Raw genomic sequence first — 12453 nt, 5'->3', positions numbered from 1 at the left:
GCCGCAGGATAATGCATGTCGCCCAAAAAGTGTGCAGCGGTTTTGGGACAACGACATGCACAAACAACAACCTAAAGCGCGTCGCGTGAGCGCGACGCGCTTTAGGCCAAAGGCAGGCAAAGCCAAGCGGTTCGCGTTGATGCGCCGTCACGGGAAATTTCAAGAAAACTACGCTTTCCGCTTTTCAGCCTGGCGCCGAAGCCATTCGTCGGCCGCATCGCCCATCGTCTTGCCCGCACCGTCCTTGAGCCAGGCCATGAAAGGCCGGTCGAACCTGAACGCATCGCCGCATACGCTAGTGAAAAAGCGGCGCACGTTCTGGGTGTTGCGATAGGACTTCGTGATCGCGGTGGCGCGCGAAATCGCATCCGCGTGCCAGTCGAACGGTTTCATCATCAAATCCTTGCGGCCAGCATCATCCGATGCAGCGACAGGGCTAACAACTGCGATGCTGGTCCGCAAGCACCCGTGCCAATAACAGAACCTAGAACTTATCCAGGTCCTGATGGCGTGCCTTGATCTCGCGCACCGTCCGCGACGACGAGCGCAGCACGATCGTGTGGGTGGTGATGGTGTTGCGGCCGAACTTGACGCCGGCCAGCATGTTGCCGTCGGTGACACCGGTGGCCGCGAACAGCACGTCGCCGCGAGCCATGTCTTCCGTCCGATAGACCCGTTTCGGATCGGAAATACCCATCTTGGCGGCTCGCGCGACCTTTTCCTGCGTGTCGAGGATCAGCCGGCCCTGCATCTGGCCGCCGGTACAGCGCAAGGCGGCCGCGGCCAGCACGCCCTCCGGTGCGCCGCCAGTGCCGAGATAGATGTCGATGCCGGTTTCCTCGGGATCGGTGGTGTGGATGACGCCGGCGACATCGCCATCGCCGATCAACCGGATCGCAGCACCCGTGGCGCGCACGGCATCGATCAGCTTGCCGTGGCGAGGCCGGTCGAGGATACAGGCGGTGATGTCCGATACCGCGACGCCCTTGGCGCGGGCGAGGCTGGCGATGTTCTCGGCCGGTGATGCATCGATGTCGATGACGCCGTCGGCATAGCCTGGGCCGATGGCGATCTTGTCCATGTAGACGTCGGGCGCGAACAGCAGGCTGCCCTTCTCGGCGATCGCGATGACGGCCAGCGCATTGGGCAGGTTCTTGGCGCAGATCGTCGTGCCTTCGAGCGGATCGAGCGCGATATCGACCGCCGGGCCTTTACCCGAGCCGACTTCCTCGCCGATATAGAGCATCGGCGCCTCGTCCCGCTCACCCTCGCCGATCACCACAGTGCCTTTGATGGCGAGCCGGTTGAGCTCCTGGCGCATGGCATCGACGGCGACCTGGTCGGCCGCCTTTTCGTCGCCGCGCCCGCGCAATCTGGCGGCCGCGACGGCGGCCCGCTCGGTGACGCGCACCAGCTCCATGGTGAGTATCCGGTCAAGACCGGCGACAATGTTCTGGGCCACATTCATCTGGCAATTTCCTCGTTGATATGCGGCCTCCCGCCGGAGGCGCGTCTCTTTTGTCAAACGAGCATGACAACGGCAAGACCTGCCGAAAATTTTATCGAATAGCCAGCAATATCAATCGATTAAACCGCATTCTTGAAACGACGCCGGCCCCGGTCGCAAAGAACCGGGCCGACTTGAAAAAGTGAAAATCGCGCCTCCGCGGCCTAAAGCGCGTCGCGTTTGAACGGATTCAGGCGACACGCTTTAGGTCTTTGTCTTTATGCATGTCGTTGTCCCAAAACCGGGGCCACTTTTGGGCGACATGCATTAGAAAACCGCGAGGTATTTGAGCAGTGAAATGATGCCGATGATGATGACGATGATCTGGGCGATCTGTCTCATCCGGGCGTCGAGCGGCAGACGCTGAACCAGATAGAGAACAAGGATGATGACGAGGAACGTGATCAGGATGCTGATCAACATGGATGAAGCCATAGTGCCCTCCTGGAAATGATACGCTGAAAACAGAGAAATGAGCTGGCAAAGCCGGCTCCATCACGGCGCGGTCAATACCAGCGGCGCGAGTTGTCGTTCATCGACTGGCCAACGGCGAGGCCTGCCAGAAAGCCGAGCAGACCGATCACGCCGACCACGGCTGTCGTCGTACCGGGATTTTCGCGCGCGACTTCCGACACCGCCTGGGCCTGGCTGCGCAATTGCTGAGCAGTCCGCGAGGCGCGGGTCGCGGCAGTTTCGTAGAAATCCGAAGCCTGCTCGCTGGCGTCGTCGAGCATTTCCGCGCCCCGCGCCGAAATGCTCTTGTTGATCTTGGTGATCTCCTTGCGCAGTTCGGCGATCTGCTTTTCCAGCGTCTTCTGGATGTCGTCGATGTTGGGGCTGTCGGACTTGTTGGTATCGGCCATGAAGCGGTTCCTTTGGTTGCTTACCAAGAGAACGGCGCCAAGGCGAATTCGTTCCGGTCGATCGTGGCTGCCTGCCATCAGACCGACGCGCAATACCGGCGGGATTCTTGCCCCGCGCGGCGACCGGAAGGGGAAAGCTACCCTGCCCGCTCGATGCGGATGACCTGCGGCTTGTCGGTCAGATGGCCATCCTTGGTGATGCCGTCGACAGCCTTGCGTACGGCGGCCTCGGTCGTCTCATGGGTGACGAGGATCACCGTCTTTTGCGCCTCCGCCTCGCCGTTGACCGCGTGCTGGACGATCGATTCCAGCGAAATATCGTTATCGGCCATGCGTTTGGCGATTGCAGCAAACACCCCGATACGGTCATGCACGGTCAGCCGGATGAAGTAGCCGCCGGCATGGCTGCGCATCTGCGCCTTCTTGTAAGGCTTCAGCTCCTTCGCCGGCCGGCCGAAGACCGGACCGTGCTGGAAGCCGGGCCGGCTCTTGGCGATATCGGCGATGTCGCCGATGACGGCCGAGGCGGTGGCGTTGCCGCCGGCGCCGGGGCCGGAGAGCAGCAATTCGCCCAATATGTCGGTCTCGATCGCCACCGCATTGGTGACGCCATGCACCTGCGCGATGACCGAGGCGGTTGGCACCATGGTCGGGTGCACGCGCTGCTCGATGCCGCTGTCGGTGCGCTGGGCAACGCCCAGCAGCTTGATCCGGTAGCCGAGGTCGCCGGCCGCGCGGATGTCGGCTTGGGTGATGTTGGAAATGCCTTCCATGTAAATGTCGTTGGCGGCGATTTTTGTGCCGAAGGCAAGGCTGGTCAGGATCGACAGCTTGTGCGCGGTGTCGTGGCCCTCGATGTCGAAGGTCGGATCGGCCTCGGCATAGCCGAGCCGCTGGGCGTCCTTCAGGCAGGCGTCGAACGAGATGCCCTCGGCCTCCATGCGGGTCAGGATGTAGTTGCAGGTGCCGTTGAGAATGCCGAACACGCGGGTGACCGAATTGCCGGCCATCGCCTCGCGCATGGTCTTGATGACGGGAATGCCGCCCGCCACCGCCGCCTCGTAGTTGAGCAGCACGCCGCGCTTCTCGGCGATCTCGGCCAGCGCCACGCCATGCTTGGCCAGCAGCGCCTTGTTGGCGGTCACGACATGACGGCCGGCTTCAAGTGCCGCCTTCACCGACGACCGCGCCGGCCCCTCGTCGCCGCCGATCAGTTCGACGAACACGTCGATATCGGCTGTCTGCGCCATCTTGACCGGATCGTCGAACCACTTTGCCGAGCTGACATCGACGCCGCGATCGCGTTTCTGGTCGCGTGCCGAAACCGCGGTGACGACGATGTCGCGCCCGCATTGCCGGGTCAGTTCCGCCGCCTTGTCGCGCAGCACGCGGGCCACCGACGCGCCGACAGTGCCAAGGCCGGCAATTCCAACACGCAATGCTTCAGCCATAGCCGGCGATGTCCCTCAAGTCAGATCGAAATTGTCTGCGGCAAACTTACCGGTGAGCGGAAAGCGGCACCACATTGTTGGGTTGCTTGGCGCTGGTCGACAGGAAGCGCTTGATGTTGCGCGCCGCCTGCCGGATCCGGTGTTCGTTCTCGACCAGCGCGATGCGCACATGATCGTCGCCATGTTCGCCGAAGCCGACACCGGGCGCCACCGCCACGTCGGCGTGTTCGATGAGCAGCTTGGAGAATTCGAGCGAGCCGAGATGCCGGAACGGCTCCGGGATCGGCGCCCAGGCGAACATCGATGCCGCGGGTGCCGGAATGGTCCAGCCAGCGCGGCCGAAGGCATCGACCATCACGTCGCGGCGCTTGTGGTAGATGTCGCGCACCTCGGCAATGTCGGCGCCGTCGCCGTTGAGCGCGTGTGCTGCCGCCACCTGGATCGGCGTGAAGGCACCGTAATCGAGATAAGATTTCACCCTGGTCAGCGCCGAGATCAGCCGCTCGTTGCCGACGGCAAAGCCCATGCGCCAGCCGGGCATGGAGAAGGTCTTCGACATCGAGGTGAACTCGACACAGACGTCGATGGCGCCCGGCACCTGCAGCACCGAGGGTGGTGGATTGCCGTCGAAATAGATCTCCGAATAGGCAAGGTCGGACAGGATGATGATGTCGTTCTTCTTGGCGAAGGCGACCACGTCCTTGTAGAAATCGAGCGAAGCGACCAGCGCCGTCGGGTTCGACGGATAGTTGAGGATCAGCGCCAGCGGCTTCGGGATCGAGTGACGGACGCCGCGCTCGAGCGCCGGAATGAAGCCGTCGTCCGGCTCGACCTGCAGCGAGCGGATGACGCCGCCCGACATGATGAAGCCGAAAGCGTGGATCGGATAGGTCGGATTGGGGCACAGGATCACGTCGCCGGGGGCGGTAATCGCCTGTGCCATGTTGGCGAAGCCCTCTTTCGAGCCGAGCGTCGCCACCACTTGCGTGTCGGGGTTGAGCTTCACGCTGAAGCGGCGGGCATAGTACGCGGCCTGGGCGCGGCGCAGGCCCGGAATGCCGCGCGACGAGGAATAACGATGCGTACGCGGATCGCGCACGACCTCGCATAGTTTGTCGACGATGGCCTTGGGCGTCGGCAGATCCGGATTGCCCATGCCGAGGTCGATGATGTCGGCGCCGCGCGAGCGGGCGCTGGCCTTGAGCCGGTTGACCTGCTCAAAGACGTAAGGCGGAAGCCGGCGAACCTTGTGAAATTCTTCCATGGCAGTTCCAGACAGCAAAAGGGGGCCAGATATCTAAGGGCTTTGGGCGCGCGCTATATACTTATTTGCAGGTAGGGTCGAGGGCGGGGTCGCATTTGCCCTCGATCTGCTTCAGCGTTTCATCGCCATGCTTTTTTGCAAGCTCCGTGAGCGCAGCCTGGTCGGCCACGTCGGGGGTGCCGTTTTTTGCCGCCTGCGCGCTCTCGTCCGCCTTCAATTGCGCAAGCTTGGCGTTCTTCTCGGCGTCGGTGAACTGCGGCGCCGCCACTTGCGGCTTGATGTTCAGGTTCGGAAAGGTGCCGGTATCCTTCGGACCCGTGCCCGCCGCGACCGACGTCGGGCTGCTGGTGCTCGAGCACCCGGCAATCCCCAGCAGGACGATTGCCGCCCCGATGCGGAAAAAACGTCCGGCACCAAAAAAAACAGTCTCGCCAATGTTAATCGTCATATTGTTTCCTTGGCAGCCGCGGTAGAGCGAGATTGGACCCGGTCGGATGTCCCATGTTAATATGTCAAGAAAAGGCCTCGGGAGGAACCCCGCGAACCATGTCCAAAACACCCGATTCGGGCAAAGCGGAAGATGACGAGCCTTCGACCGTCGAGCAATATCTGGTGAAGGACCCGGAACGCTTCGCCCTGAACATGGCGCGCATGATCGAGCAAGCCGGCAAAGCGGCTTCCGCATGGGCCGAGCCGCGCGAAAAAGGCGACGTGCGCGATCACGTCGCCGAGCCTGTGGTCGACATGGTGAAGACCTTCTCCAAGCTCAGCGAATACTGGCTTTCCGATCCGCAGCGCGCGCTGGAAGCGCAGACGCGACTGTTCTCCGGCTACATGACGGTCTGGGCCAACGCCATCCAGCGCACCAGCAACGCCACGGAAGCCACCGAAGATGCCGTGAAGCCGGAGCGCGGCGACAAGCGCTTCCTCGATCCGGAATGGGGCCGCAACGCCTTCTTCGATTTTCTCAAGCAGGCCTATCTCGTCACCTCGCGCTGGGCGGCCGATCTGGTCGAGCACGCCGATGGTCTGGACGAGCACACCCGCCACAAGGCCGGCTTCTACGTCAAGCAGGTGGCCAACGCCATCTCGCCGTCGAATTTCATCCTGACCAATCCGGAACTGTTTCGCGAAACCGTCGCCTCGAACGGCGAGAACCTAGTGCGCGGCATGAAGATGCTGGCCGAGGACATCGCCGCCGGCAAAGGCGACCTGAAGCTACGCCAGGCCGACTACTCGCCCTTCGAGATCGGCAGGAACATCGCCACCACCCCCGGCAAGGTGGTTGGCCGCAGCGATGTCGCCGAGATCATCCAGTACGATCCGGCGACCGAGACGGTGCTCAAGCGCCCGCTTCTGATCTGCCCGCCATGGATCAACAAGTTCTACATCCTTGATCTCAACCCGCAGAAATCCTTCATCCGCTGGGCGATCGAACAGGGCCACACCGTCTTCGTCATCTCCTGGATCAATCCCGACGAGCGCCACGGCACCAAGGGTTGGGAAGCCTATATCCGCGAGGGCCTGCAATACGGCCTCGACACGGTCGAGAAGGCCACCGGAGAACGGGACGTCAACGCGATCGGCTATTGTGTCGGCGGCACGCTTTTGGCGGCGGCACTGGCGCTGATGGCGCGAGAAGGCGACGACCGCATCAAGTCGGCCACCTTCTTCACCACGCAGGTCGACTTCACCTATGCCGGCGACCTGAAAGTGTTCGTCGACGAAGAGCAGGTCGCGGCGGTGGAAAAGTCGATGAGCGAAAAGGGCTACCTCGACGGCACCAAGATGGCGACCGCCTTCAACATGCTGCGTTCGGGTGACCTGATCTGGCCCTATGTCATCAACAACTACATGCGCGGCAAGGATCCCCTGCCCTTCGACCTGCTTTACTGGAATGCCGATTCGACCCGCATGGGCGCGGCCAATCACTCTTTCTACCTGCGCAACTGCTACCTCGAGAACAACCTCTCGCAAGGCATGATGGAACTGGCAGGCCACACGGTCTCGCTCGGCGATATCACCATCCCGATCTACAACCTCGCCTCCAAGGAAGATCACATCGCGCCGGCGCTTTCGGTGTTCCTCGGCTCGAAATATTTCGGCGGCAAGGTCGAGTACGTCATGGCGGGATCAGGCCATATCGCCGGGGTCGTCAATCCGCCGGCATCCAACAAATACCAGTACTGGACCGGGGGGACGCCGACGGGCGATTTCGGCCAGTGGATAGCCAGGGCCACCGACCATCCCGGATCCTGGTGGCCGCACTGGCAAAGCTGGATAGAGGCCAGGGACAACACCCGCGTGCCGGCCCGCAAACCCGGCAAGCATATGAAAACCTTGGGCGATGCTCCCGGCACCTATGTGAAAGTGCGTGTGTAACGGACTGTAATGTGTGGTGAGTTGACGGGCCGGCAAAAGCGGGCGAAATGGTGTCGTCAACCATCGAGCAGCCGTAATTCGGCAATCACTGCAAAAAAACTTCCAGGCTTGCGGATTTGACACAGGTCTCGTTTCCGGATCGGAGACAAAGGTCACCTTGGCACCATATCAGTGCCGCGCCAAGGATATACCGACCGGACATCGAGGGGGAATTTGACTTGAAATCAGCAGGATGGAGCCTCGCAAAGGGAGAACGCCGCGCCATCGTGGCAGCGCTCTGCTCGGTGCTTCTGGCCTCCTGCACCTCGGCCGGCGACCCGACGATGTCGGTTGGAATGCCCGGCTACAATGCCACTGCATCGGACATAAGCGCTGCCTCGAACGGCAAAACGACCACCGTTACCGATTCGACGCAGACCACGACCGAGCAGACGACCGTGATGACGGCAAGCGATACGGCACTCCCCGAGAAGGTCGCCTATGTGCCGGTGGCCAAGCCGCAGGCCGCCTTTCCGCTGACCACGCCGGCTGGCGCCGAGACGATCGCGGGACAAACCCCGCAGCCCTTGCAGCAGCCGGCGCAGACGGCGCAGCAGAACGACGCGGTTGCCCAACAGATTGCCGCCGCCGATGCCGGCGTGAACGCGCCGAAGCCGGCTGCCGCTCCGGCGATGGACAATCCGGTCTATGTGACGGCAGGCGAGATGCCGCAGGTCGACGCACCGAAGAAAAAAGGTTTCCTGGCCTCGATGTTTGGCGCCACGCCCGCCTCGGCTGCGCCTGCGCCCCTTATCAACACCAGATCAGGCGAGCAGCCCGCAAGCCAAGCCAAGCCGGAGCCGGCAGCGGCAAAACCGATCATCACGCTCGCCTCGGCCGATTCCACGGCAAAACCGGTGCAGTTGGCTTCGACCGGCGGCGAGACCGGCCACATCACTGGTAGCGATGCGCTGCCCGGCGTGCGCCAGACAGCCCTGTTCGAAATCAAGCGCAAATCGGGCCTCGATGACGAAAGCGACGTCGACCTCAACGAGGACGAGGGTCCAATCGGCGGCAGCTATCAGGTTGCATCCGCCGCCGGCATGGCTCGGCTGGCGCCCAACGGCTTGCTCAAGCAGAACGAGAGCGTCGATGTGGCTTGCCTGAAGCCGTCGCTGGTTCGCGTGCTGAAGACGATCGAAGGCCACTACGGCCGCAAGATGACGGTGACCTCAGGCTATCGCGACCCGGCCCGCAACCGCCGCGCCAATGGTGCCAAGAATTCGCTGCACATGTATTGCGCCGCCGCCGACATCCAGGTCCCCGGCGTTTCGAAATGGGAACTGGCGAGCTACATCAGAAGCATGCCCGGCCGCGGCGGCGTCGGCACCTACTGCCACACCGAATCCGTCCATGTCGACGTCGGCCCCGAGCGCGACTGGAACTGGCGCTGCCGTAGGCGCAGCGGTGGCGGCGACGGCTAGTCTTCCCCATTCTGCCCCAGATTTGCAGAGCTGCCGCGCAGCATGACTGGCGGCATACCGCAACGAGCCAAACGTGGCGAAATCCCTGATTTGAAAGGCTGGAAAAAAGTTGTCCAAGGCGGCAACTGACGGGTTGCCGGTTGCGTGCAACGCCAGTATAAGCCGCTTTCATCTGAGCGCGCCCATCGTCTAGCGGTCAGGACACCGCCCTTTCACGGCGGTAACAGGGGTTCGATTCCCCTTGGGCGTACCAGCAATTTCAAGCACTTAGTGGCAATCTCCCCTCTTCCGTCGAATATCGGCCGAATAAACGCCAGCGAATTTCCGTGGACGGCACCTGAATTGAGTCGGGTCTTACATGTCGCACATGTCGCGCGGACCTGCAGATAGTCTGTTATCCTTCCAGGGAATGGGGGGATTCGAATAATGACAGAAACCGAGCGCTCTAAAACTTCGATGATGGGCCGAGACGCTGCGGCTGCTGTCGTTTATCGCGATCTCAAGGACTCCCAACGGGCCACCTTCCAGGTTGCCGCCGAGTGGGGGCGCTGGCTGATCGCGTCGCTGGTGCTGGTTCATTCTGGTGCGTTGTTCGGTATGTTTTCGTTGCTGAACAATGCGGCCACTCAGCCTACCACGCTGCAAGCATTTAAGGCGCCGGTCTGGTGCTTCGTTGTCGGCCTTTTGTTGGCGTTTGCGTCGGGGTTTTTCGCTTGGATCAACTGGTCCATGCACTCGTTCAATTACGCCTCACAGGCGCGATACGACATGCTTTGGGATTCCGAAAAGTGGGTAGACCCGCCGCACTACGCTAGAGGTCTAGACATTACCAATTGGGGCAGCATCGTTTCCGGGTTGCTTTCTGCATTATGCATTGCCGTAGGCGCTGCGTTGATCCTGCACGGGGACTATTTGGCCGCCATTTTCGGAATTTAGGTATGGAAAAGCCCGCCACCGTTAGGCAGCGGGCTCTACTCTGTTGATTGCATCTTCAACCGCGCGCGGATCGGCGCGGAGCCAGCCTTGCCCACGAATCAGTGTGCCAATCTTGACCGACTTGCGGCTGATCCGGGTCGTTGGACCAGACCAGCGTTTCGCCATAGTCTTCCGGGCAATACCCCTCCGCGTCGTGCTGTTCTTCAAGGTCGCAGTCGTCTTGCTCGCGGTCGCCTGTCCCCACCACTTCAATGCCGCCGGCCAGCCACGGCTCTAGATCCGGGTCAGGCTCCACGAAGTCCAACAGGGAGATCAGGCGTTCAATCTCCTCCTCGATCGAGCGGCGAATAGACGGGTCAGAAAGACGGGAAAAAGCGCTCATGATGGCACCGCCAGCCGGTTTGCCTTCCGCGTGGCTTGTTGACGCGAATGGAGTTCGATGCGTCCAGCGAAGGCGGCTTCGTCGCGGGCAATGGCAAGCGCGGTTTCGGGCGAGCCCCCACCATTGCGGCGCAACCACTCCTGTTTCCAGCGTAGATGCCGAACGCACTCGGCAGGGATGAACATCTGTTTCAGACATTCGATCTGCCATGCCTTGAAGGCCTCGTCCGCAAGGTCGCGCTCGGCCGTAGCTTCGGGGCTTTCCCGGCCATGCGCGTCGGCGGCGAGCATCCGCCGCCAGTCTGTCATCATGCGGAAGTGATGTGCCAATTCGATTTGCATGCGTCCAGTGCGCCAGTCGGCGGCAGGCTTCAGCCATGCGATGAGTTCGTCCAGTTCCCCGACAGGCGGCGGCTTCGGACGGAAGGCTATAACCTCGCCCATGGTCATCCCTCCCCGCAGAAGGACGCCAGACAGGTAACGAACTCTTCGCCGTCGACAGGCATGCCCAATTGTTCGTAGCCGTGAATGAGACACGCGGCCTTGGCTTTCACTTCGTCCATCGTTCTGCAGGTGCCGGACCAGCGTGTTGAAAGCGGCGCTCCAGACGGCCACGGCGTTGTCAGCAAGGCGGCTGGCTTCATGGTAGCCGCTGGACTCGATGAAGGCTTCCTGTTCCCGAAGCGAGGCGACGCCCTCATTTTCTGCCGTGGCGAGGTTTGCCATCCACCGATTGTAGCCGGCGCGATCCATCATGCTGGACGCCCACGACTGGTCCACTTGCTCTCTTTTGCGGGCAATCTCGGCTTCGAGATCGGCCGACGAGCGGAACGGATTGGGCCGGTGCGACCAAATGGAAGAGAGCCCGCCCGGAGGCGTCCACTTGGGGAAGAGCTTGTCATCCAGCTCATTGGCGATGGCGTTTTCCCGAGCTACGTAAACGCCGTAGGTCTCTTCGGCCAGTTGACAGGCGGCGATTGCCTCTTCCAGGCTGGTCGGCGCGGCATGAGCGTGAGCCGCGACCGTTACGACAGCGGCAGCGGTTGAGATAGCGGCCGCACCAAGCAAAAGGTTGCGGCGGTTGACATTGGGCATGCCTTCGGCGGCTGCCCAAACGGAGCTCGCGCGTTGATTGGCATCGAACAGAAGGACCTTGCCGAGCTTGTTGGCATCAACGTCAACACCATTCGCAGCATGGAGGCTGCCGGTACTGGTCCGATAGCCGGAAGTTCTCAGAACGTTCAAGCCGTGCAGCGCGCTCTAGAGGGGCGCGGCATCGAGTTCCTGAACCATGGCAGGCCGGGCCGTTAGGTTGCGCACGTAAGGGCGCTCTAATAAAGAGGTTGTTTGTCAGCTAAAATGAGGGATCGACAAATGACCAACGACACGGACAGCCACGCCGCCGCAATAGCCGAGCTGACTGCGGAAGTTGTTTCTGCATACGTGAGCAATAACCCGTTGCCGGCCGGTTCGCTGCCAGATCTAATCGCCTCCGTGCATCTGTCGCTCTCGGGTCTAACTACGCCCGCAGCAACACCAGTCGAGCCACTGGTGCCAGCGGTCAATCCGAAGCGGTCAGTGTTTCCTGATTACATCATCAGCCTAGAAGACGGCCGCAAATTCAAGTCGATGAAACGCCACCTTGGTTTGCTTGGTATGACGCCTGATCAATATCGCGCAAAGTGGAGCTTGCCGCTTGACTATCCAATGGTCGCTCCGAATTACGCAGCGCAACGATCGGCCCTGGCGAAGGAATTTGGTTTGGGCCGTAAGGCTGTGCCTGATGCGCCAGCCACTAAAGGGCCCGCGAAGCGGAAGGCGAAGTGACCCGCCTTTCTATCGCCGAAGAGCTTGAAAGCGCAGCTGACCGCATCGCGGACATGTCGCGGGCGGATCTCCAGATCATCCTCCGCCGCGCTGCCTTGATGCTGCGCAACGTCGCTGGCGTGCCTCTGGAGCCGCCGACGGAAGACGCGCTCAATTCCATTGCCGCCGAGATGAAGGTGTCCAGGCCCGACCTTATCGCGAGGATTTTGCGGGAGTGGCTGGAAACGAACGCCTATCTGCCGGTCCGGATGATCGACGAGGACAGCGAGACAGACGGCAATGCGTAGGCTCGCAGCCGAAGTTCAGAATGACTTAGGCGGCACGATTTGGCGATGCCCCCCGGCCGGGGTGAGGCTGCGGAAGTGAAATTGCCACCGGC

Annotated in this window: 14 protein-coding genes and 1 tRNA gene; 6 read left to right on the top strand and 9 right to left on the bottom strand. The window is 61.7% G+C overall.

All coding sequences use genetic code 11. From position 1 onward, the window contains the following. Positions 1 to 168 precede the first annotated feature (168 nt). The 7 genes from B5V02_RS22750 to B5V02_RS22715 form a co-directional block, all read right to left on the bottom strand. Positions 169 to 393: a DUF6434 domain-containing protein gene (locus B5V02_RS22750; RefSeq protein WP_111546336.1), complete on the bottom strand. Its 225-nt coding sequence runs from the start codon at positions 391 to 393 to the stop codon at positions 169 to 171. A 91-nt stretch (positions 394 to 484) separates the two neighbouring features. Next, positions 485 to 1468 carry a class II fructose-bisphosphatase gene (gene glpX, locus B5V02_RS22745; RefSeq protein WP_111546335.1) on the bottom strand — a complete coding sequence of 328 codons (984 nt, stop codon included), beginning with the start codon at positions 1466 to 1468 and terminating at the stop codon, positions 485 to 487. Between the two features lie 306 nt (positions 1469 to 1774). Then, positions 1775 to 1942 (bottom strand): Thivi_2564 family membrane protein, encoded by a 168-nt coding sequence (locus B5V02_RS22735; RefSeq protein ID WP_095087838.1) that lies wholly within the window; start codon positions 1940 to 1942, stop codon positions 1775 to 1777. A 71-nt stretch (positions 1943 to 2013) separates the two neighbouring features. Next, a complete protein-coding gene (locus tag B5V02_RS22730) occupies positions 2014 to 2370 on the bottom strand; it encodes a hypothetical protein (protein WP_111546644.1) in 357 nt (118 codons plus the stop codon). 137 nt (positions 2371 to 2507) lie between these two features. Further along, entirely contained in the window at positions 2508 to 3821 is a 1314-nt protein-coding gene (locus B5V02_RS22725) for a homoserine dehydrogenase (protein WP_111546334.1), read from the bottom strand. 46 nt (positions 3822 to 3867) lie between these two features. Continuing rightward, positions 3868 to 5085 (bottom strand): LL-diaminopimelate aminotransferase, encoded by a 1218-nt coding sequence (locus B5V02_RS22720; RefSeq protein WP_111546333.1) that lies wholly within the window; start codon positions 5083 to 5085, stop codon positions 3868 to 3870. A gap of 61 nt (positions 5086 to 5146) precedes the next feature. Beyond that, positions 5147 to 5533 carry a hypothetical protein gene (locus B5V02_RS22715; protein WP_111546332.1) on the bottom strand — a complete coding sequence of 129 codons (387 nt, stop codon included), beginning with the start codon at positions 5531 to 5533 and terminating at the stop codon, positions 5147 to 5149. Between the two features lie 98 nt (positions 5534 to 5631). Here B5V02_RS22715 and B5V02_RS22710 point away from each other — a divergent pair, with 98 nt between their 5' ends. The 4 genes from B5V02_RS22710 to B5V02_RS22695 all read left to right on the top strand — a co-directional run bounded on the left by B5V02_RS22710 (position 5632) and on the right by B5V02_RS22695 (position 9866). Then, the gene (locus tag B5V02_RS22710; protein ID WP_111546331.1) at positions 5632 to 7467 is read left to right on the top strand and encodes a PHA/PHB synthase family protein; all 1836 of its coding nucleotides are present in this window, start codon (positions 5632 to 5634) and stop codon (positions 7465 to 7467) included. A gap of 323 nt (positions 7468 to 7790) precedes the next feature. Next, positions 7791 to 8930 carry a YcbK family protein gene (locus B5V02_RS22705; RefSeq protein ID WP_245446155.1) on the top strand — a complete coding sequence of 380 codons (1140 nt, stop codon included), beginning with the start codon at positions 7791 to 7793 and terminating at the stop codon, positions 8928 to 8930. Between the two features lie 178 nt (positions 8931 to 9108). Then, positions 9109 to 9183 (top strand) — tRNA-Glu (locus tag B5V02_RS22700). A gap of 173 nt (positions 9184 to 9356) precedes the next feature. Then, complete coding sequence (locus B5V02_RS22695; RefSeq protein ID WP_146606139.1) at positions 9357 to 9866, top strand: hypothetical protein; 510 nt, start codon at positions 9357 to 9359, stop codon at positions 9864 to 9866. A 55-nt stretch (positions 9867 to 9921) separates the two neighbouring features. Here the strand turns inward: B5V02_RS22695 and B5V02_RS22690 are convergent, their stop codons facing one another. Both B5V02_RS22690 and B5V02_RS40735 read right to left on the bottom strand, forming a co-directional pair. Continuing rightward, complete coding sequence (locus B5V02_RS22690; RefSeq protein ID WP_111546328.1) at positions 9922 to 10248, bottom strand: hypothetical protein; 327 nt, start codon at positions 10246 to 10248, stop codon at positions 9922 to 9924. Further along, positions 10245 to 11492: a hypothetical protein gene (locus tag B5V02_RS40735; protein ID WP_167458627.1), complete on the bottom strand. Its 1248-nt coding sequence runs from the start codon at positions 11490 to 11492 to the stop codon at positions 10245 to 10247. The genes B5V02_RS22690 and B5V02_RS40735 overlap by 4 nt, the downstream gene beginning before the upstream one ends. 129 nt (positions 11493 to 11621) lie before the next feature. Here B5V02_RS40735 and B5V02_RS22675 point away from each other — a divergent pair, with 129 nt between their 5' ends. Next, on the top strand, positions 11622 to 12074 hold the full coding sequence (locus B5V02_RS22675) for a Ros/MucR family transcriptional regulator (protein ID WP_111546325.1): 453 nt from the start codon (positions 11622 to 11624) through the stop codon (positions 12072 to 12074). Continuing rightward, a complete protein-coding gene (locus B5V02_RS22670) occupies positions 12071 to 12361 on the top strand; it encodes a hypothetical protein (RefSeq protein ID WP_167458626.1) in 291 nt (96 codons plus the stop codon). Before B5V02_RS22675 ends, B5V02_RS22670 begins: the two co-directional genes overlap by 4 nt. Positions 12362 to 12453 lie beyond the last annotated feature (92 nt).

The organism is Mesorhizobium kowhaii, assembly GCF_003253745.1.
GTDB lineage: Bacteria > Pseudomonadota > Alphaproteobacteria > Rhizobiales > Rhizobiaceae > Mesorhizobium > Mesorhizobium kowhaii.
The sequence above is the reverse complement of the archived record's forward strand: the minus strand, read 5'-3'. Positions and strand labels throughout refer to the sequence as shown.

Excerpts from the sequence above, each read along its gene's own strand:
- B5V02_RS22695 (WP_146606139.1), top strand. The coding sequence starts at position 9,357 with ATGACAGAAACCGAGCGCTCTAAAACTTCGATGATGGGCCGAGACGCT.
- B5V02_RS22715 (WP_111546332.1), bottom strand. The coding sequence starts at position 5,533 with ATGACGATTAACATTGGCGAGACTGTTTTTTTTGGTGCCGGACGTTTT.
- B5V02_RS22735 (WP_095087838.1), bottom strand. The coding sequence starts at position 1,942 with ATGGCTTCATCCATGTTGATCAGCATCCTGATCACGTTCCTCGTCATC.
- B5V02_RS22725 (WP_111546334.1), bottom strand. The coding sequence starts at position 3,821 with ATGGCTGAAGCATTGCGTGTTGGAATTGCCGGCCTTGGCACTGTCGGC.
- B5V02_RS22690 (WP_111546328.1), bottom strand. The coding sequence starts at position 10,248 with ATGAGCGCTTTTTCCCGTCTTTCTGACCCGTCTATTCGCCGCTCGATC.
- glpX (WP_111546335.1), bottom strand. The coding sequence starts at position 1,468 with ATGAATGTGGCCCAGAACATTGTCGCCGGTCTTGACCGGATACTCACC.
- B5V02_RS22730 (WP_111546644.1), bottom strand. The coding sequence starts at position 2,370 with ATGGCCGATACCAACAAGTCCGACAGCCCCAACATCGACGACATCCAG.
- B5V02_RS22675 (WP_111546325.1), top strand. The coding sequence starts at position 11,622 with ATGACCAACGACACGGACAGCCACGCCGCCGCAATAGCCGAGCTGACT.
- B5V02_RS22720 (WP_111546333.1), bottom strand. The coding sequence starts at position 5,085 with ATGGAAGAATTTCACAAGGTTCGCCGGCTTCCGCCTTACGTCTTTGAG.
- B5V02_RS22705 (WP_245446155.1), top strand. The coding sequence starts at position 7,791 with ATGTCGGTTGGAATGCCCGGCTACAATGCCACTGCATCGGACATAAGC.
- B5V02_RS22710 (WP_111546331.1), top strand. The coding sequence starts at position 5,632 with ATGTCCAAAACACCCGATTCGGGCAAAGCGGAAGATGACGAGCCTTCG.
- B5V02_RS22750 (WP_111546336.1), bottom strand. The coding sequence starts at position 393 with ATGAAACCGTTCGACTGGCACGCGGATGCGATTTCGCGCGCCACCGCG.